Below are 17,919 nucleotides of genomic sequence, written 5' to 3' on the forward strand. Positions count from 1 at the left end.
CGACCCTCGGCACCCGCAAAGGGGCCGAGGGTTTTTCCTTTTCTAGTCCCCGCCGACCATGCGTTTCCTCGACCGAGCGATCGTGGCCTCGATGCCACTGGTGCCCCGTTTCCTGATCGGTCGGGTGGCGGCACGCTATGTCGCCGGCGAGACCCTCGATTCCGCCCTCGACACCATTCGCGAGCTCAATGCTGATGGTGCGCGGGCGACCCTCGACCTGCTCGGCGAGGAGGTGACGGACCGCGCCAAGGCCGAGTCCGCCACCGACGAGTACATTCGCGTTCTCGAGGCCATCGCCAGCAACGGAGTCGACTCGAACGTTTCCGTCAAACCCACCATGCTCGGGCTCAAGATCGATGAAGATTTTTGCGGCGAGCAGATTGAACGCCTGGTGGCAGCCGCCGCCGGGCATCAGAACTTCGTCCGCCTCGACATGGAGGACCGCACCTGCACCGACGGGACGCTGCGCATCTACCACCAGCTGCGGCAGCGCTATTCCAACGTCGGTGTGGTGCTGCAGGCCTACATGCGGCGAACCCTCGACGACATCGCCGCGGTGGCCGGAAAGGGCTCCAATGTCCGGCTCTGCAAGGGCATTTATGTCGAGCCCCGGTCGGTGGCCTGGAAAGGCTACGAGACCATCCGCCTCAACTTCCTCGCCGCCCTCGAGAAGCTCTTGCGCCAAGGCACCTACGTCGGCATTGCGACCCATGACGAGTACCTCGCCTGCGGCGCCGTGGCGTTGCTCGACAAGCTGGAGGTGCCGCGGGAGCGCTACGAGTTCCAAATGCTCCTCGGGGTCGACGGTGAGCTGCGCCGAATCCTGCTGGAAGGAGGCCATCCCTTGCGGGTCTATGTTCCCTACGGTCGCGAGTGGTACGCGTACTCCCTGCGCCGTCTGCGCGAGAATCCGGAGATCGCTCGTCACGTCACGATGGCGATGATTCGGAGGCGAGGGCTGTGAACGTTTCGGCACCGCGTCGCCTGGCGGTCATCGGCGCCGGCAAGATGGGGGAGACCCTGGCCCGGGCGCTGATCGAGTCGCAGTTGCTGGCGCCGGAGGCGGTGGTGGCGACGGCGCGCCATCAGCGCACCCTCGATCAGGTCGGCGGCGCCTTGCGAGTGACCACCACCCTCGACAACACCGAGGCGGTGGCGGCTGCCGATGTGGTGCTTTTGTGCGTCAAGCCACAGAGTGCCGAGGCGGTCCTCAGTGAGCTCTCGGAGGTGCTCGAGCCGGGGCAGTTGCTGGTTTCGATTCTCGCCGGAGTCACTCTCGAGGACATCGAACGACGGCTGCGGCCGGGCGTTGCCGTGGTGCGTGCCATGCCCAACACGGCCAGCCTGGTGCGCGCCGGTATGACCGCCCTCTGCGGCGGCCGCCAGGCCAGCGCCGAGCAGGTCGCCCTGGCTCGCTCGCTGTTCGATCGTGTCGGCCGGACGGTGGTCCTCGACGAGCGCTACTTCGATGCCGTGACCGGGCTCAGCGCCAGCGGTCCGGCTTTTCTCTACGTCGTCATCGAAGCCCTCGCCGAAGGCGGAGTCAAGGCCGGGCTGCCGCGCAAGGTGGCGATCGAGCTGGCCTCCCAGGCCTGTCTCGGGGCCGGCCAGATGGTGCTCGAGACGGGCAGTCATCCGGCGTTGCTCAAGGACGCCGTCACCACCCCGGCCGGTTGCACCGTCGACGGCATCCTCAAGCTCGAGGAGGGCGGTCTGCGGGTCACCCTGATCAAGGCCGTTTCGGAGGCGGCGGCGCGCGCCCGCGAGCTCGGTTGACCGCCAGTCCTTCCTCCTCCTCGACCGTGACCACTCTGCAGCCGACCCTGCGGGCGGCCCTCATCCAGGTCCGTCAGCACGCCGCCGCCGAAGCCCAGGAGCAGCGCTGCTTCCTGGCTCGCTGTGGCTTCCGGCCGGAGCAGCTGCGCTGCTTCAATGCCGTGCGGGAGCCCCTCGACTGGCACCAGATCGCCGATGCCGACGTTCTCTTCGTGGGTGGGGCCGGCGAGTTTTCGGTCACCCAGAAGGAGCCTTTCATGGCGTCCCTGAGCGCCATCGTCGAGCGCTGGATCGAGGACCGTCGTCCCTTCCTCGGCTCCTGCTGGGGCCACCAGCTACTGGCGGTTCTCGCCGGCGGCCAGGTGGTCACCGATCCCTCCCGGGAAGAGATTGGCACGCTGCCCATCTTCCTCACCGCGGCGGGCCGCCGAGATCCGGTCTTCGCCGGCATGCCGGAGCGTTTCGAAGTCCACCTCGGTCACCACGACCGGGTCTCCGAGCTGCCCGCTGGAGCCCTCGAGCTGGCGGCTTCGGAGCGCTGTCCCAACCAGGTCTTTCGGCTGGGCGATCGGCCGGCCTACGGCACCCAGTTTCACAGCGAGATGAGTCGCGCCGACATGCGGGCTCGGCTCGAGATCTATCGCGAGGGCTACCTGCGGCCGGGGCAGGAGATCGACGATCTGGTGGCGCCGACGCCGGAGGCCGAGACGCTGCTCGAGCGTTTCCTCGCCGCCTGGACCTGACTGCCGGCGGGCGCCCTTCGTTGACCTGTTCCCGAGGCCGGTGATAGCTTGTCGGCGACTGGATCAATCGTAGAGCTGCGCCTGAATTCGGCGCCCTTCCGAGACCCGCTGACCCTGCCATGAGAGACCCGAGAGAGCGCGAGCACGACACCGATCCTTCGGGACCTGGCTCCGACACGGACAACCTCGACATCTCGAGCCTGCAGGAGAGTGGGCTGACCCAGGCCTACGAGACCACCGAGCACGGAGTGGTCGACGAAGATGTCACCGGTAGCGATGTCGAGGCCAACCTCATTCTGATCGCCCATCCCGATGGTCAGCGCCTCGGCACTCGCCTGCGCATGACCTCCGGGACCAGCCTCGAAGTCGGCCGCGCGCCGAGCTCGGACATCTCGTTGCCGGAGGTTTTGTCGATCTCGCGCCAGCACGCCCGCATCCATTACCGTGGCCGGCGGGTGGCTCTGGAGGACCTCGGCAGCACCAACGGCACCTACGTCAACGGTCAGCTGATCAACGGACCGACGGTTCTGCACAGCGGCGACCGTTTCCAGGTGGCGGCGGTGCATTTCAAGTTTCTCCACGAGCAGGATCCGGAGCACGCCTACTACGAGACCATCTACGATCTGATGACCCGCGATGGTCTGACCGAGATCTTCAACAAGCGCAAGTACGAGGAAGAAGCAGAGCGCGAGTTCGCCCGCGCTGTGCGCCACGATCGGCCTCTCAGCTTGATCATGTTCGATCTCGACGATTTCAAGCTGATCAACGACAACTACGGGCATCTGTGTGGCGACTTCGTGCTCAAGCAGGTGACCTCTCTGGTGCGCGAGCTGATTCGCCCGGAGCAGGTCTTCGCACGCGTCGGAGGCGACGAGTTCGTGATCCTGGCGCCGGAGACGGACTCGCAGGGGGCGGTGGCGCTGGCCTCGAAGCTGCGCGAGCGCATCGCCGGCCTCGAGTATCACTACTGCGATTTCACGGTTTCGGTGACCTGCTCCTTCGGCGTCGCCCAGTTCGAAACCGGCATGGTGCAGCGCGAAGACCTCTACGAAGCGGCCGATCAGGCGCTCTTCCTCTCCAAGCGAGCGGGGCGCAATCGGGTCACCTTGGCCGCCGCCTCGGCGGACACGGACGGCCCGGGCATTCCTTCCTAGCCCGCCGGCCGGAGATGCTGCGCGAGCTTCACATCCGCAACCTGGCGGTCGTCGCCGAAGCTTCCCTCGAGCTCACCACCGGGCTGCATGTGCTCACCGGTGAGACCGGCGCCGGCAAGTCCATCGTGGTCGATTCCCTCGGCCTGCTCGCCGGGGCTCGCGCCGTCAGCGACCTCATCCGCACCGGTGCCGAGACCTTGTCGGTGGCCGGCGTCTTTGCCCCCGGCGGCGACGACTGGCGGGGCATCCTGGAGGCGGCCGGCCTCGACGCCGATGGCGATGAGCTGCTGGTCCGTCGCGAGATCAGCCGTAGCGGCCGCAACCGCATCTTCGTCAACGATCACCCCGCGACCCTCAAGGTGCTCGGCGAGCTGGCGCCCCACCTGCTGCGCATTCATGGTCAGCGCGACGAACTCGGGTTGGTCGATCCCGAGCTGCAGCGCGAATGGCTCGATCGCAGCGGCGGTGAGGCGGCGGAGCGCTTACGCCAGCGGGTCGGCGAGGCCTATTTCGCCTGGCACCGCCTGACCGGCGGCCTCGAGAAGCTCTCCGGGGACGAGGCGGCGCGGCAAGAGCGCCTCGACCTGCTGTCCTTCCAAGCCGCCGAGATCGAGGCCGCTCGGCTGCAGGCCGGCGAAGCGGTGGCGTTGCGCCAGGAGCGCGAAGTGTTGCGTCACGCCGAGGCCATCCAGCAGGCCCTCGCCGAGTCCTATGAGCTGCTCTTCGAGGGCGAGGGGGCGGCCGTCGACCGGGTGGCGCGCAGCGAGTCGTTGCTCGCCGGGGTGGCGAGCTGGGAGCCGACCGCCGACGAGTGGGGGCGCGAGCTGGCGGAAGCGCGGGTGCGGCTGGAAGAAGCGGCCGATGCCCAGCGCCGACGTCTGGAAGCTCTGGAAGCGGATCCGGCGCGGCTCGATTTCGTCGAGGAGCGGCTTGCCTCCATCGAGCGTTTGTTGCGCAAGCATCGGGTGGAGACCTGTGCCGAGCTCCTCGCCCTCGGCGAGACGATGCGAGGCGAGATCACCGCCCTGCAAGCGGCGGAAGAAGAACGCGCCGGCCTCGAGGCGCGGGCCGCCGAGGCCCTCGAAACCTATCGCCGGGTCGCCGACGAGCTGTCGGCCGGGCGTCGCGAGTGGCGCCAGAACCTGGTCGCCGGCATCGAGCAGGAGCTGGTCGGGTTGGGCCTCGAGAAGGCGCGGTTGGGCATCGACCTCGAGGCTCGACCGTTGGCCGCTAGCCCCCTCGAAGTGGGCGCCGAGAGAGTCGAGTTCGGCCCTGCCGGCTTCGACCAGGTGGTCTTTCAGTTCGCTCCCAATCCGGGCGAGGAAGCTCGCCCCCTGGCGGCGATCGCTTCCGGCGGCGAGCTGTCGCGCATTTATCTCGCGCTGCAGCTCGCGGCGCGCGACGATGCCGGGCCGACGCTGGTCTTCGACGAGGTCGACACCGGCATCGGCGGAGCCCAGGCGGCGGGCTTGGGGCGCAAGCTGCGGCGTCTCGGCACTTCCTCGCAGGTTCTGGTGGTCACCCATCTGCCCCAGGTGGCGAGCTTCGGCCATCATCACTTCCGAATCTGGAAAACGGTCGAGGCGGCCCGCACCAAGACCCGGGTCGAGCCGCTGGGGGCGGATCAACGGGTCGGTGAGCTGGCGCGCATGTTGGGTGGCGAGGCGACCACCGATCTCACCCTCTCCCACGCCCGCGAGCTGATCGCTCAGGGCACTGCCGACCACCGGGTGGGAGAAGGCTAGCTTGGAGATCTGGCACCCTGGGCGCGGGCCCGCGGGTCTGCGTCGTCACTTGGACGCGGGCGGAGTGCTGGCGATTCCGACCGAGTCGAGCTACGGCCTGGCGGCGGATCCCGGGAACCCTGCGGGTGTCGAAGCGGTCTTTCATATCAAGCGCCGGCCGGCGGACAAGGCGCTGTTGGTGGTCGCCGCCAGCTTGGATCAGATCGATGCCCTCGGAGTGCGCCTGCAGGACCCGTTGCGCCAGACCCTGGACGATCTCTGGCCGGCGCCGCTGACGGTGGTCCTGCCGCTAGTTCGCCCGCTGGCCGCCGCCGTCGGGCAGCCCACCCTGGCGATCCGGATCCCGCGTCATCGCGCCTTGCGCGACCTCTGTGCCGAGCTCGGGCCGTTGACCGCCACCAGCGCCAATCGCAGTGGCGAGGCGCCGATCCGGGATCCCCGTCGCCTGGCCGAGCTGCTCGCCGGTCACGCTGGCTGGATCATCGACGGCGGTGTGCTTCCCGGGGGAGCGCCGTCGACACTGCTCGATGCGATGGCCTCGCCGCCGAGGGTCTTGCGAGCCGGCAACCTGGAGCTGCCGGCGGAGTTGGGGGAAGAGTGGTCCAACGGCGACGGATCGACGTATATGGTTGGGAGTGGTGTGAAGAGATGAGATTACCTGCCTGGCCGCCTCCATCGTTGTCCCGTTTCCTGCTCGCGATCTGCGTTGCTGCCCTGCCGCTGGTGGTGACCGCGTCGCCGACCGTATCGACCATTGGCATCGACGAGATCGAGCGCGGGCAGCAGGGATATGGCCTGTCGGTGTTCGCCGGCGATGAGCCAGAGCGCTTCGAGGCCGAGGTCATCGGCGTCATGCGCAACGTCAGTCCGGGGGTGAGCTACATCCTGGCGCGCCTTTCGGGGCACGGCCTCGAGGAGAGCGGGGTTGCCGCCGGCATGAGTGGCAGCCCGGTTTATTTCGATGGTCGCCTGGCCGGGGCGGTGGCCTTCTCCTGGCCCTTCACCCGCGGCGCGATCGCCGGCATCACGCCGATCGATCTGATGCGGGCGATTCCGCGCTCTTCGCCCGGCGAGCAGCCGCTGGCTCGCTCACTCGCGGCGGCGCCAGTGTCCTGGCCTCAGCTGGTGCGGGGGGAGTTCTCCGACTCCCTCCTAGAGGACGAGCTCGGCCGCGCCTTCCGCGGAGTCTTCGACTCCGAGGCCACGCCGTTGCTGCAGTGGTCGGCGGCGGGCTTCGGAGAGGCCGGTAGCGGCATCCTGAAGCGCGCTCTGGGCTCGGTGTCCGTCAGCGGCCGGTCGGCGGCCGCTAGTGGGGCCGGCAGTGCCGCCGACGGCGAGCTGGTCGATCAAGCGATCGTCGCCGGTGGGGCGGTGGCGGCGTTGCTCATCGATGGCGACCTCAGCCTCGCCGCCACCGGCACCGTCACCGATGTCGTGGACGACCAGGTGCTGGCCTTCGGTCACGCGTTCCTGGGGTCCGGGCCAGTGGAGATGCCGATGGCGGCGGCCGAAGTCTTGATGGTGCTGTCGAACCTCAACAGCTCCTTCAAGGTCTCGAATGTCGGGCCGGTCCTCGGGGCCTTCGGCCAGGATCGGCAGGCCGGAATACGCGGCCAGATCGGCCGCGAGCCGACGATGCTCCCTCTGCGCCTGCGCCTGGTCTCGGACCGGGTCGAGGAGTACCGGGTGCGGCTGGCGCCGATTCCGGCCCTGACCCCGGCCCTGATCTCCCTGTCGGTGATCGGCGGGCTCGAGTCCTCGAGCTACCAGAACGGCCTTCAGGGGCTCGATGTCGAGGCGCGCTTCCGCATCGCCGGGCAGGAAGATCTGCTGCTGCGCCAGAGCTTCGATGGCCCGTCGGCGGTGGCCGATGTCTCGACCTTGCTGCTCGCCTATGCCGGCTTCCTGCTGCAGAACGAGTTCACCGAAGTAGACCTCGAGGAGGTCGAGATCGAGGTCGCGCAGTCGCAGAAGCCGCGCACCGAGACGCTGCTGCGAGCCTGGGCCGATCGCACGGTGGTGGAGCCCGGGGAAACGGTGCGCATTCACGGTGAGTGGGTTCCCTACCGCGGCGAGGGCCGGCGCCGGACCCTCGAGGTGACGGTGCCCGAGGAGGTCGGTCCTGGCAAGCTCTACCTGTTCGTCGGCGACGGTCCGAGCATCGATGTGGCGCGGTTCACCATCGAGCAGGCGGAGCCGGAGACCTTCGCTCAAGTCCTGCGGCGGTTGCGCTCCTTCCACTCGCGCAAGGATCTCGCCGTGCTGGCGGTCACCGCCGCTCCCGGCCTGGCGGTCGGTGGTGAGTCGTTGCCGGATCTTCCGGGCTCCATTCGCGCGCTGTGGGGAGCGGAGTCTCCGACCCGCGCCAAGGGCACTCGTCTGGCGGTGGTGGAGGAGTGGATACACCCTGGAACGGAGCCCCTCGCGGGCGTCGCTCGCATCGATCTCGAAGTTCGGCCGCCGCGCTCGGTGGCACTCAGCTCTCCGTCATCCGCAGAGGATTCCCGGCCGTGAAACGAATCTCCCTCTTCGTCGCCTCCACGATCCTGCTCGCCTCGTCCCTCGGGGCGGCCGAAGTGAAGATCTTTCGCACCGATACCCGAGCCTCGTTCCTGGCCGGCGAGCTCGACGGGGTCGCCATCGATGCTCTCGGTCGCCTCTCCCTGGGAGAGAAGCTCGAGCGGCTGGTCGCCGTCGACGAGCCCTTCGTCTTCAGCGCTGCACCCCATCCCGAGGGTTGGGTCTTGGGGACGGGCAACTCCGGCAAAGTTCTGCTGGTGAGTCGCGACGGCGAGGTTCGCGAGCTCTTCGCGACGCCGGAACCGGAGGTCTTCGCCCTCTGGGTGGATCCCGACGGCACCGTCTTCGCCGGCAGCTCGCCGCGCGGCAAGGTCTACCGCTGGCAAGCCGGTGGCAAGCTCGAGACCTACTTCGAACCGGGCGAGACCTACATCTGGAGCCTGCTGCGCCAAGGCTCCGATCTCTTCGTCGCAACCGGCACCCAAGGCAAGCTGTTCGCGGTGCAGGCGGCTGGGCAGGGCGAGGCGATCTACGCCCTCGGCTCCGGTCATCTGCGCCGGCTGCACTCGATTGGCGACGATCTCCTCCTCGGGACCGCCGGCGAGGGCTGGGTGCAGCGCCTGTCGGCGACCGCCGAGGGCTGGCAGGTGCGGACGCTCTACGATGCCCTCGAGCCGGAGATCGTCGACCTCGAGGTAGGTCCCGACGGCTCGATCTATGTCGCGGCCCTGGCCTCCGAATCGAGCCTGGTCGACCTCTCGGCTTCCAACGGCAAGAGCGACGATGACGAGGCCAAGAAGAAAGAGGGCGGGGAAGGTCAGGTGACGGTGGTCAGCGGTGGCTCCGCCGGCAGCCGGCGGAGCGGGCACCGCGGGCCGCGGTCTCACCTCCTGAGGTTGCACCCGGGCGGCACCGCCGAGACCCTCTGGGAAACCGACGAAGAGACCATCTTCGACCTCGCCTGGCAAGGGCAGCGGCTGTGGGCCGCGACCGGCCTCGGTGGCAAGGTCTACAGCTTCGACGGCGAGGACCGAGTGCTCGAAGCGACGGTGGATGATCAGCAGATCGTCGCCCTGCTGCCCGGCACCGTGCTGGCGACCAGCAATGCGGCGGCGCTCTATCGTCCCGGCACCGCCGGGACCCGGCAGGGGATCTACGAAAGCAATCCCCTCGACGCCGGCCAGCTCGCCCACTTCGGCAGCCTGCGCTGGTTCGCCGAGGTGCCGGCCGGAGCTTCGCTCCGCTTCGCCGTGCGCAGCGGCCTGAGCGCGGTACCCGATGGCACCTGGTCGGAGTGGAGTGAAGATCTCGCGGGCGGCCGCGAGCTCGCCCTCGGCGAGGTCCTGTCGGCGGGCCGCTATGTGCAGTGGCGGGTGCGGCTTGAGGGCTCCGCGACGGCGTCGCCCCGCCTATCGGCGGTCGAGCTGAGCTATCGCCAGGTCAACGTCGCGCCGCGCATCGCCTCCTTCGACGTGCTCGATCCCGGTGAGGTGCTGGTGCCGAACAACTTCAACCCCGCCAACCAGACCTTCGAGCCGACCAGTCCGAATCGCGACGGCATGTTCACCACCCTGGGGCCGCCGATGCCCAAGGAAGCGCGCTTCAAGACGCTGTGGAAGAAGGGCTATCGCTCGCTGCGCTGGAAGGGCGAGGACGGCAATGGCGATCGCCTGCGCTACTCCCTCGCCATGCGGCCCGAGAGCGGCGACGCCTGGCTGTCGATCGCCGATGACCTCGAGTCCACCGCCTACAGCTTCGACGCCGCGGCGCTGCCCGATGGCGTCTATCGCTTTCGCCTCGCCGCCAGCGACGGCCAGGACAACGAACCGTCCGCCGCCTTGACCGGCGAGCGGATCTCCGGGCCCGTCACCTTCGACCACACCGTTCCGGAGCTCGCCGAGAGCCGCTGGCAGGGCGACCGGGTGACGGTCGAGGTGGCCGATCGCTGGAGCCCCCTGCGCACCCTCGAGGTGAGCGTCGACGGCGGTCCCTGGACCGCCCTGAAACCCGCCGATGGTCTGCTCGATGGTCGCCGCGAACGGGCCACGGCAACGGTGCCGGAAGGGGCCCGCTGGGTGGTGCTGCGGGCGATGGACGGTGCCTTCAACGTGCGCACCTTCGATCTCTCGAAGCCCTGAGAAGGAGTGCCGCCGGCGTCCGCCGCCTTTTCCGGACCCCTGTTAGGATCCCGCCAGCAACGCGCATACCGACGATCACGGGAGGCTGCCGAGAGCTGCGGCTGCAGGGACCGGCAGGCGGAGGGCGATGGCGATGGCAGAACGGCAGGGGAAGGCAGGCGCAGGGACCTTGTGGGGGGTGACTTGAACCCCCGCATTGCCGTCTATCCGGGCTCCTTCGATCCGATCCACAACGGCCATCTCGACCTGATTCAGCGCTGCCTTCCGCTGTTCGACGAGGTGGTGGTGGCGGTGCTCTTCAACGAAGCCAAGCGACCGTTGTTCTCGGTCGAAGAGCGGGTCGACATGATCCGGTCGGTGCTGGCGCCCTATCCGTCGTGCCGGGTGGAGACCTTCTCGGGCCTGCTGGTCGACTTCACCGCCCAGGTGGGAGCGCGGGCCGTGGTGCGCGGCCTGCGGGCGGTGTCGGACTTCGAAGCGGAGTTTCAGATGGCATTGATGAACCGTCGCCTCAACGCCGACGTCGAGACCCTCTTCATGACGCCGCGGGACGAGTACACCTACCTGTCGAGCCGCTTGCTCAAGGAGGTGGCATCGCTGGGCGGGCACCTCAACGGTTTGGCGCCGCCGATCGTCCTCGAGCGCTTGAGCGAGAGGCTGCGCATTTGAGCCTGCGCGGCTTCCTGCAGGCGATCCCCAAGGTGGAGCTCCATGTCCACCTCGAGGGCTCGATGGCCCCCGACACCCTCTGGGCGCTGGCGCGTCGCCACCGCGTCGACCTGCCGGCAAACGATCTCACCGGCCTGCGCCGCTGGTTCCGGTTCCGCGACTTCGAGCACTTCGTCGAGATCTATCTCACCCTCTCGGCGTGCCTCAAGGATGCCGAGGACATTCACCGCCTGGCGACGGACTTTCTCGCCGAGCAGGCGCGCCAGAATGTCGTCTACTCGGAGGTCCACTTCACGATCTCGACCCACGTCGCCAACGGCCTCGAGGGTGAGGCGGTGATGCAGGCTCTCGAGACCGCGGCCGCCGAGGCGAAGCGGCGTCACGACATTGAGGTGCGTTGGATTCCGGACATCGTGCGCAACAATCCCGTCGAGCGCGCCGACACCACCATCGAGTGGGCTCTCGCCGGTCGTGGCCGCGGGGTGGTGGCGCTGGGCCTGGCGGGTATGGAGAAGGGCTTCACCAACGACCCTTTCCTCGAGCACTTCGCCGCCGCTCGGGCCGCCGGCCTGCACCGAGTGGCCCACGCCGGCGAGCATGCCGGTCCGGAGTCGGTGTGGTCCGCCCTCGAAGACTGCGGTGCCGAGCGCATCGGCCACGGCGTTCGCGCCATCGAGGATGCTTCACTGGTCGCCGAGCTGGCGCGGCGCGGAGTGCCCGTCGAGGTCTGTCCGTCCTCGAACCTGTGTCTCGGCGTTTTTCCCGAGATGGCGCACCATTCCTTTGACGCCTTGCGTCGGGCCGGCGTCGCGGTGAGCGTCAATTCCGACGACCCACCGCTCTTCGACACCACCCTGTCGGACGAGTACTGGCGCCTGGCGCAGGCTTTCGGCTACGACGCCGGGGTGCTGGTGGAGCTGGCCCGAGCCGCCTTCGATCACGCCTTTGTCGGCAGTGCCGAGCGCCAAATCCTGAAGCAGCGCTTCGAGCGCGAGGTCGCGGCCTGCGCCGATCGCGAGGGGGTCGCCCTCACCGCCTAGCGCCTTCGGTGGCGATCTCTTCGAGCCGGTCGGCGACGCGCGGCGCGATGCGAGCGGTGGCGTAGTGGGCCTCGGCGCGCCGGCGCCCGGTCCAGCCGAGGGCGGCGGCGTAGTCCGGCTCGCTGAGCAGGCGATGCAGGCCGAAAAACCACTGATCGTCGTCGCGGCACAGGTAGCCGGTCTTGTCCGGCACCACCACCTCGAAGTTGGTGCCGACCGGTGACGCCAGGCAGGGCAGGCCGGCGGCCATGTACTGGAGTAGCTTGAAGGCGCACTTGCCACGGGTCCAGGCATCGTCGCTCAGCGGCATCAGCCCGATGCCGGCGGTGGCGAGGGCCATGGCCTCACCGTCGGCGCTCCACGGCACCCGTTCGATCGGCACCTCGTCCCAGCGCGGGGCGTCCGACGACACCACTCGCAGCACCATCTCCGGGAACTCCCGCGCCGCCCGAGCCAGAGCCGGCCGCAGGAGGTCGAGATAGAGGAGGTTCTCGCCCAGGCCGATCCACACCAGGGTTTGGGGCCGGCGCTCCGCCGGGCCTTGGGGGTAGCGCTCCATCGTGATCGGCGTCGGAGCAATCTCGAGGCGCCGGCTGAACGGAGAGGCATGGCGCGCCAGCTCGCGATTGCCGGCCAGCACCAGATCGGCGCTGCGGCAGCTCTCGGCGAACTTGAATCGCCGCAGCAGGGAACGGCCGGGCAATTGGCCGAGGCGGCGCGGTTTGCGCAGGTAGATGGCGTCGTCGAAGTCGAAGGCGACGGCGGGGGCCCAGCGGCGCAGGAGCTGGCGCTCTCCCGGCGCCAGGTTGAGCTTGGCGATGACCAACAGCTCGGCCGATTCGAGGTCCCGGCGGCGCTCGGCGATGCGGCGGAGGTGACGACCGCGAGGGAAGCGCTCGATGCGGCAGTCCCAGCCGCGCGCCGCGAGCTCGGCGATGACCGGGGCGAGGCGAATCCGAAAGGAAGGTCTCTCGGGGTCGTAGCTCCAGAAGATCGCTCGGCGAGGCAAGTCGAACTCTCCAACGGTTCTGAGACAGGCGGTAGGCGTGGTCGAAGTCGCGACGGAGCGGGCTGGCGAGGCTTGTGGGGACGACTCCGGGCCGCTGGCGAGTCTATCCGGTGACGGGTTTCGCTGATAGCGGAAGCGCCGGTTGCGAACCACCCTGGGTTCGGGTAAGTATGGTGTCCCTGCGCTGGAGACGTCGCTCCGCGACCTCTCGGTCGCCCGCTAACTTCTGACGAGGAACCTCCCATGGCCTTTGAAATCCCGTTGCCCGTGACCTGGTACTCCGGTGAGGAAGATACCGAGGCCCAGGAAACCCGCGAGTGGCTCGATGCCCTCGCCGACGTCGTGGCGCGCAAAGGGGAGTCGCGGGCTCAGTTTCTCCTCAAGAAGCTGGTCGAGGCGACCTACGGCCACGGTATCGACCTGCCGTTCGTCGCCAGCACGCCCTATGTCAACTCGATCCCGCGGGCGGAGCAGCCGGCCTATCCCGGCGATCGCAAGCTCGAGCGACGGATCAAGAGCCTGATCCGCTGGAACGCCATGGCGATGGTGGTGCGGGCCAACAAGAAGCACGACGGCTTGGGAGGTCACATCTCGACCTTCGCTTCGTCGGCGACCCTCTACCAGGTGGGCATGAACCACTTCTTCAAGGGGCGCGGCGAGAGCGGCTTCGCGGGCGACACCATCTACTTCCAGGGCCACGGCTCTCCGGGTATCTATGCGCAGGCTTTTCTCGAGGGGCGCATCGGGGTCGAGCAGCTCAACAACTTCCGGCGTGAGCTGGAGCCGGGGGGGGGCCTGGCCTCTTACCCCCATCCCTGGCTGATGCCCGATTTCTGGGAGTACCCGACGGTCTCCATGGGACTGGGGCCGATCAGCGCCATCTACCAGGCGCGCTTCGACCGCTACCTGCGGGACCGCGGCATCGCCGACACCAGCGGCCGCCACGTGTGGTGCTTCATGGGCGACGGTGAGACCGATGAGCCGGAGTCCCTCGGCGCCATCACCCTGGCGGCTCGGCAACGGCTCGACAACCTGATCTTCGTCATCAACTGCAACCTGCAGCGCCTCGACGGTCCGGTGCGCGGCAACGGCAAGATCATCCAGGAGCTCGAGACCATCTTCCGCGGTGCCGGCTGGAATGTCCTCAAGGTGATCTGGGGCGACGACTGGGATCCGCTCATCGAAGGCGACGACAGCGGCCTGCTGGTGAAGCGCATGAACGAGGTGGTCGACGGTCAGTACCAGAAGTACGTGGTCGAGCCCGGGGACTACATCCGGCAGGATTTCTTCGGCAAGTATCCCCAGCTCCTCGAGCTGGTGAAGCACCTCTCGGATGAGCAGCTCAGCAAGCTGCGCCGCGGTGGTCACGACCCGGAAAAGGTCCATGCCGCCTTCAAGGCGGCCGTCGACCACGTCGGTCAGCCGACGGTGATCCTGGCCAAGACGGTCAAGGGCTACGGCCTCGGCGAGGCCGGCGAAGGGCGCAACGTCACCCACCAGCAGAAGAAGCTCAACGAGCAGGAGCTGCGCCACTTCCGCGACCGCTTCGATATTCCGATTCCGGACTCGAAGCTCGCCAGCGCGCCCTTCTATCGTCCCGACGACGACAGCGAAGAGGTCCAATACCTGCGCGAGCGGCGCGCCGCCCTCGGCGGCTCGGTGCCGCGGCGGCAGGTGCTGGTGGAGGCCCTGCCGCAGCCGCCGGCTTCCGTCTACGACACCTTCTACGGCGGCATCAAGCGTCCGGTGTCGACCACCATGGCCTTCGTCCAGCTACTCACCAAGCTTCTCAAGGACAAGCAGATCGGTTCCCACATCGTGCCGATCGTGCCCGACGAGGCGCGCACCTTCGGCATGGAGTCGCTGTTCCGCCAGTTCGGCATCTACTCGTCCGTCGGCCAGGTCTACGAGCCGGTCGACGCCAAGATGCTGCTGTTCTACAAAGAGGCCACCGACGGTCAGATCCTCGAAGAGGGCATCACCGAGGCCGGCTCGATGGCGTCCTTCACCGCCGCCGGCACCAGCTACGCCAGCCACGGCGTCGACATGATCCCGTTCTTCATCTTCTACTCGATGTTCGGGTTCCAGCGCATCGGCGATCTGATCTGGGCCTTCGCCGACCAGCGCGGCCGCGGCTTCCTGCTCGGCGCGACCTCCGGGCGCACCACCCTCAACGGCGAGGGCCTGCAGCACGAGGACGGCCACAGCCACATCCTGGCGACCACCGTCCCCAATGTGATGGCCTACGATCCGGCCTTCGCCTACGAGGTGGCGGCGATCGTGCGCGATGGCCTGAAGCGCATGTACGAGGATCGCGAGGACATCTTCTACTACATCACCCTGTGCAACGAGAACTACGAGATGCCGACCATGCCGGAGGGGGCCGAAGAGGGCATCCTCAAGGGGCTCTATCGCTTCCGCGAGGCACCGGCGGGAGAAGGGGAGCGTCCGGCGGCGCAGATTTTCGGTAGCGGTCCGCTGCTCAATACCGCCCTCGAGGCGCAGGAGATTCTCGCTTCGCGCTATGGCGTGGCGGTCGACGTGTGGAGTGCCACCAGCTACAAGGAGCTGCGGCGCGAGGCCCTCGAGGTGGAGCGTTGGAACATGCTGCACCCGGCGGAGAAGGCCCGGGTGCCCTACGTCACTGCGCTGCTGAGCGATGCGCCGGGACCGGTGATCGCGGTTTCCGACTACATGAAGCTGGTGCCGGATCAGATCGCTCGCTGGGTTCCCAACGGTCTCTTCCCGCTCGGCACCGACGGCTTCGGCCGCAGCGACACCCGCGAATCCCTGCGCCGCTTCTTCGAGGTCGATGCCGCTCACGTGGTGGTCGGAACGCTGTCCTGCCTGGCCCAGCGGGGCGAGGTCGACAACAGCCTGGTGGCACGGGCCCTGGCCGAGTTCGAGATCGACCCGGAGCGCCCCGACCCACTTCTTTCGTAGAAGGTTGCTGAAAGATCATCGACAACTGCAGCCAGGCCCGCTAGGGGCCCGGTGGACGCAAGGCCGCCGAGGTCGCGCCTCAAGCCTGAAGAATGGCGCGAGCAACCCGCCGTGTGCTAGCCAGCACACGGGCTCCGAGGGCGAAGCCCGAGGCGGCGCCGGAGGCGCCGAGGAAGGGGGTGAAAGCGCACGACATGTGCGTGCGCTTGAGGGGGGCGCTTTTAGCCCCCCTGAAACGAACCCGACCGAAATACCGGTGGCCGTTGTGTTGTTGCTAGCGGCCGAGCCTGCTGTCCCACGTCCTGGAATTCCACCGCGGGTGGTGCGCCGCTGTCGAGCGGCGGCCGCTCCGCCGTCCAAGGAGACTTGCCATGAAACTTCGTTCCCTCGTTGTGGCCGCCGCCATCCTGCTGGTCTCGCCGCTGGCGGCCAGTGCCGCCCACTGGTCGATCGATACCTCCCACAGCAACGTCGGCTTCTCGGTGCGCCATCTGGTGACGCCGGTTCCCGGGCGCTTCACCGACTTCACTGGCACCATCGTCTACAACGCCGACGATCTCTCCAAGTCGTCCGTCGAGCTGACCGTCCAGGCGACCAGCGTCGACACCGCCAACGATCAGCGCGACGGCCACCTGCGTTCCGGTGATTTCTTCGCCGTCGAGGAGCATCCGACGGTTACTTTCAAGAGCACCAAGGTCTCCGGCTCCGGTACCAGCCTCGAGGTCACCGGCGACTTCACCATGCGCGGCGTCACCAAGTCGATCACGGTGCCCGTCGAGGTGCTCGGCGTGATGGGCAAGAAGGCCGGCTTCAGCACCCAGTTCGTCATCGACCGCAAAGAGTACGGGGTTTCCTGGAACCGCCTGCTCGACCAGGGTGGAGCGATTCTCGGGGACGAGGTCAAGATCCAGATCGACATCGAAGCGGACCTTCAGGAAGAGGACGGCGCGGCCAAGGGCTGATCCTGGAACGGGGGAGGGCACCGGGATCACGATTTCCTCCGATCCGGGGGCCCTGGGGGCGGTAGACTGACCAAGTCTATGAAGCTGCAAACGCTGCTCCGGGATGCCCTCTTCGTCAACTGGGCTCTGCCCTGCGACAAGCTCCCGGAGCTTCCCGCTCCGCTGCGCTATCAGCGACACCGGGAGGGCAAGGACGATCGGGTGCTCGCCTCGGTGCTGCTGTCGCGGCAGATGGGCCTGCAGTTCTCCTTGCCCTTCTTCCGCCTCTCCTATCCGCAGCTCCACCTGCGCTTCAGCGTGTTCGACGCGCAGGGGGATCCGGCCTTTTACGTCGCTTCCCTGCTGGTTCCCGCCTGGGTGGCGCCGGCGACGGCCATGCTGGCCCGCCAGCGCTCCATGGGAGCGCGCTTCCGGTTCCCGGCCACGGCGCGCCTGCGCAGTGACGAGCGCTGGCGCTGGTCGGTGCGCAACGGCTCGGCCTTCGAAGTCGAAGGGCGCTTCGGAGCCCCGACCGCCACCGACCTCGGAGGCTGGGACGACACCGTGGCCTATGTCATGGAGCGTCCGCGCAGCTACATCCCGGTAGGGCACCGCTTGAGGCGAATCGACTCCGAGCCGGTGCAGATCGAGCCCCGACCGATCACGGCCGAGATCCTCGACCTCTCGCTCTTGGTCGCCCTTGAAGAAGCCTTCGACGGCACCCCGGTCCACTCCGCCTGGCTCTGCCCGTCCTTGCCGATGGTCTTCGAGCTCGGCGCCGTGCCGACCCCAAAGCTCAGGACCGCCCTGCCCCAGACCGCCCCGAGCTCGCGCTCGCGGTTGTCGTCCCAGGGGGGCTAGAGGCGCCCCCCTCGCCCGCACGCGCATGTCGCGCGGGCTCACCCCCGACCTCGGCGCCCTTCCGGGCGCCGCCTCGGGCTTCGCCCTCGGAAGCCGCCTGCTGAACTAGCAGACGGCTGCACTCACGCACTATTTCTCAGCTAGCAGTGGGCGTCTAGGCAAGGACCGCGCCTTCGAGCGTCTGATGAAGAAGTTTCAGGTCCACACGAGACCCCGAGCCTGGCGGCCGAGAGGGGGCGCCGAACGGTCTTGAATCGGCGTGCCGCCTGCTGCCTTAGCAGACGGCCGCACTCAAGCAACCAGCTTTCAGCAGCAGTGGGCGTCTAGGCAAGGACCGCGCCTTCGAGCGTCTGATGAAGAAGTTTCAGGTCCACACGAGA

14 protein-coding genes are annotated in these 17,919 nt (G+C 68.0%); 13 read left to right on the plus strand and 1 reads right to left on the minus strand.

Annotation, left to right across the window (positions count from 1 at the left end; translation table 11 throughout):
• The first annotated feature begins 91 nt into the window (after positions 1–91).
• From AAF604_05095 to add, 10 genes are all read left to right on the plus strand, one after another.
• Complete coding sequence (locus AAF604_05095) at positions 92–964, plus strand: proline dehydrogenase family protein (protein ID MEM7049010.1); 873 nt, start codon at positions 92–94, stop codon at positions 962–964.
• A complete protein-coding gene (proC, locus tag AAF604_05100) occupies positions 961–1,776 on the plus strand; it encodes a pyrroline-5-carboxylate reductase (protein ID MEM7049011.1) in 816 nt (271 codons plus the stop codon). The genes AAF604_05095 and proC overlap by 4 nt, the downstream gene beginning before the upstream one ends.
• Complete coding sequence (locus tag AAF604_05105) at positions 1,773–2,519, plus strand: type 1 glutamine amidotransferase (protein ID MEM7049012.1); 747 nt, start codon at positions 1,773–1,775, stop codon at positions 2,517–2,519. Before proC ends, AAF604_05105 begins: the two co-directional genes overlap by 4 nt.
• A 119-nt stretch (positions 2,520–2,638) precedes the next feature.
• Positions 2,639–3,673, plus strand: coding sequence for a GGDEF domain-containing protein (locus AAF604_05110; GenBank protein MEM7049013.1), 1,035 nt, complete (start codon positions 2,639–2,641; stop codon positions 3,671–3,673).
• A gap of 14 nt (positions 3,674–3,687) precedes the next feature.
• The gene (gene recN, locus AAF604_05115; protein ID MEM7049014.1) at positions 3,688–5,418 is read left to right on the plus strand and encodes a DNA repair protein RecN; all 1,731 of its coding nucleotides are present in this window, start codon (positions 3,688–3,690) and stop codon (positions 5,416–5,418) included.
• A gap of 1 nt (position 5,419) precedes the next feature.
• On the plus strand, positions 5,420–6,070 hold the full coding sequence (locus AAF604_05120) for an L-threonylcarbamoyladenylate synthase (protein ID MEM7049015.1): 651 nt from the start codon (positions 5,420–5,422) through the stop codon (positions 6,068–6,070).
• Entirely contained in the window at positions 6,067–7,932 is a 1,866-nt protein-coding gene (locus AAF604_05125; protein MEM7049016.1) for a hypothetical protein, read from the plus strand. Before AAF604_05120 ends, AAF604_05125 begins: the two co-directional genes overlap by 4 nt.
• Positions 7,929–10,076 (plus strand): hypothetical protein, encoded by a 2,148-nt coding sequence (locus AAF604_05130; GenBank protein MEM7049017.1) that lies wholly within the window; start codon positions 7,929–7,931, stop codon positions 10,074–10,076. The genes AAF604_05125 and AAF604_05130 overlap by 4 nt, the downstream gene beginning before the upstream one ends.
• A gap of 183 nt (positions 10,077–10,259) precedes the next feature.
• Positions 10,260–10,745 carry a pantetheine-phosphate adenylyltransferase gene (coaD, locus tag AAF604_05135; protein ID MEM7049018.1) on the plus strand — a complete coding sequence of 162 codons (486 nt, stop codon included), beginning with the start codon at positions 10,260–10,262 and terminating at the stop codon, positions 10,743–10,745.
• Complete coding sequence (add, locus tag AAF604_05140; protein ID MEM7049019.1) at positions 10,742–11,785, plus strand: adenosine deaminase; 1,044 nt, start codon at positions 10,742–10,744, stop codon at positions 11,783–11,785. Before coaD ends, add begins: the two co-directional genes overlap by 4 nt.
• On the opposite strand, the gene AAF604_05145 is transcribed toward add, so the two are convergent.
• Positions 11,775–12,794 (minus strand): glycosyltransferase, encoded by a 1,020-nt coding sequence (locus AAF604_05145; protein MEM7049020.1) that lies wholly within the window; start codon positions 12,792–12,794, stop codon positions 11,775–11,777. The two genes, add and AAF604_05145, sit on opposite strands and share 11 nt — an antisense overlap.
• A gap of 243 nt (positions 12,795–13,037) precedes the next feature.
• Between AAF604_05145 and aceE the strand changes: the two genes are divergently transcribed.
• The 3 genes from aceE to AAF604_05160 all read left to right on the plus strand — a co-directional run bounded on the left by aceE (position 13,038) and on the right by AAF604_05160 (position 17,539).
• Complete coding sequence (aceE, locus tag AAF604_05150; protein MEM7049021.1) at positions 13,038–15,737, plus strand: pyruvate dehydrogenase (acetyl-transferring), homodimeric type; 2,700 nt, start codon at positions 13,038–13,040, stop codon at positions 15,735–15,737.
• A gap of 371 nt (positions 15,738–16,108) precedes the next feature.
• Positions 16,109–16,699 carry a YceI family protein gene (locus AAF604_05155; protein MEM7049022.1) on the plus strand — a complete coding sequence of 197 codons (591 nt, stop codon included), beginning with the start codon at positions 16,109–16,111 and terminating at the stop codon, positions 16,697–16,699.
• A gap of 78 nt (positions 16,700–16,777) precedes the next feature.
• Positions 16,778–17,539 carry a DUF2071 domain-containing protein gene (locus tag AAF604_05160; GenBank protein ID MEM7049023.1) on the plus strand — a complete coding sequence of 254 codons (762 nt, stop codon included), beginning with the start codon at positions 16,778–16,780 and terminating at the stop codon, positions 17,537–17,539.
• Positions 17,540–17,919 lie beyond the last annotated feature (380 nt).

The sequence above is a fragment of the Acidobacteriota bacterium genome (assembly GCA_039028635.1).
In the GTDB taxonomy this organism is placed as follows: Bacteria; Acidobacteriota; Thermoanaerobaculia; order Multivoradales; family JBCCEF01; genus JBCCEF01.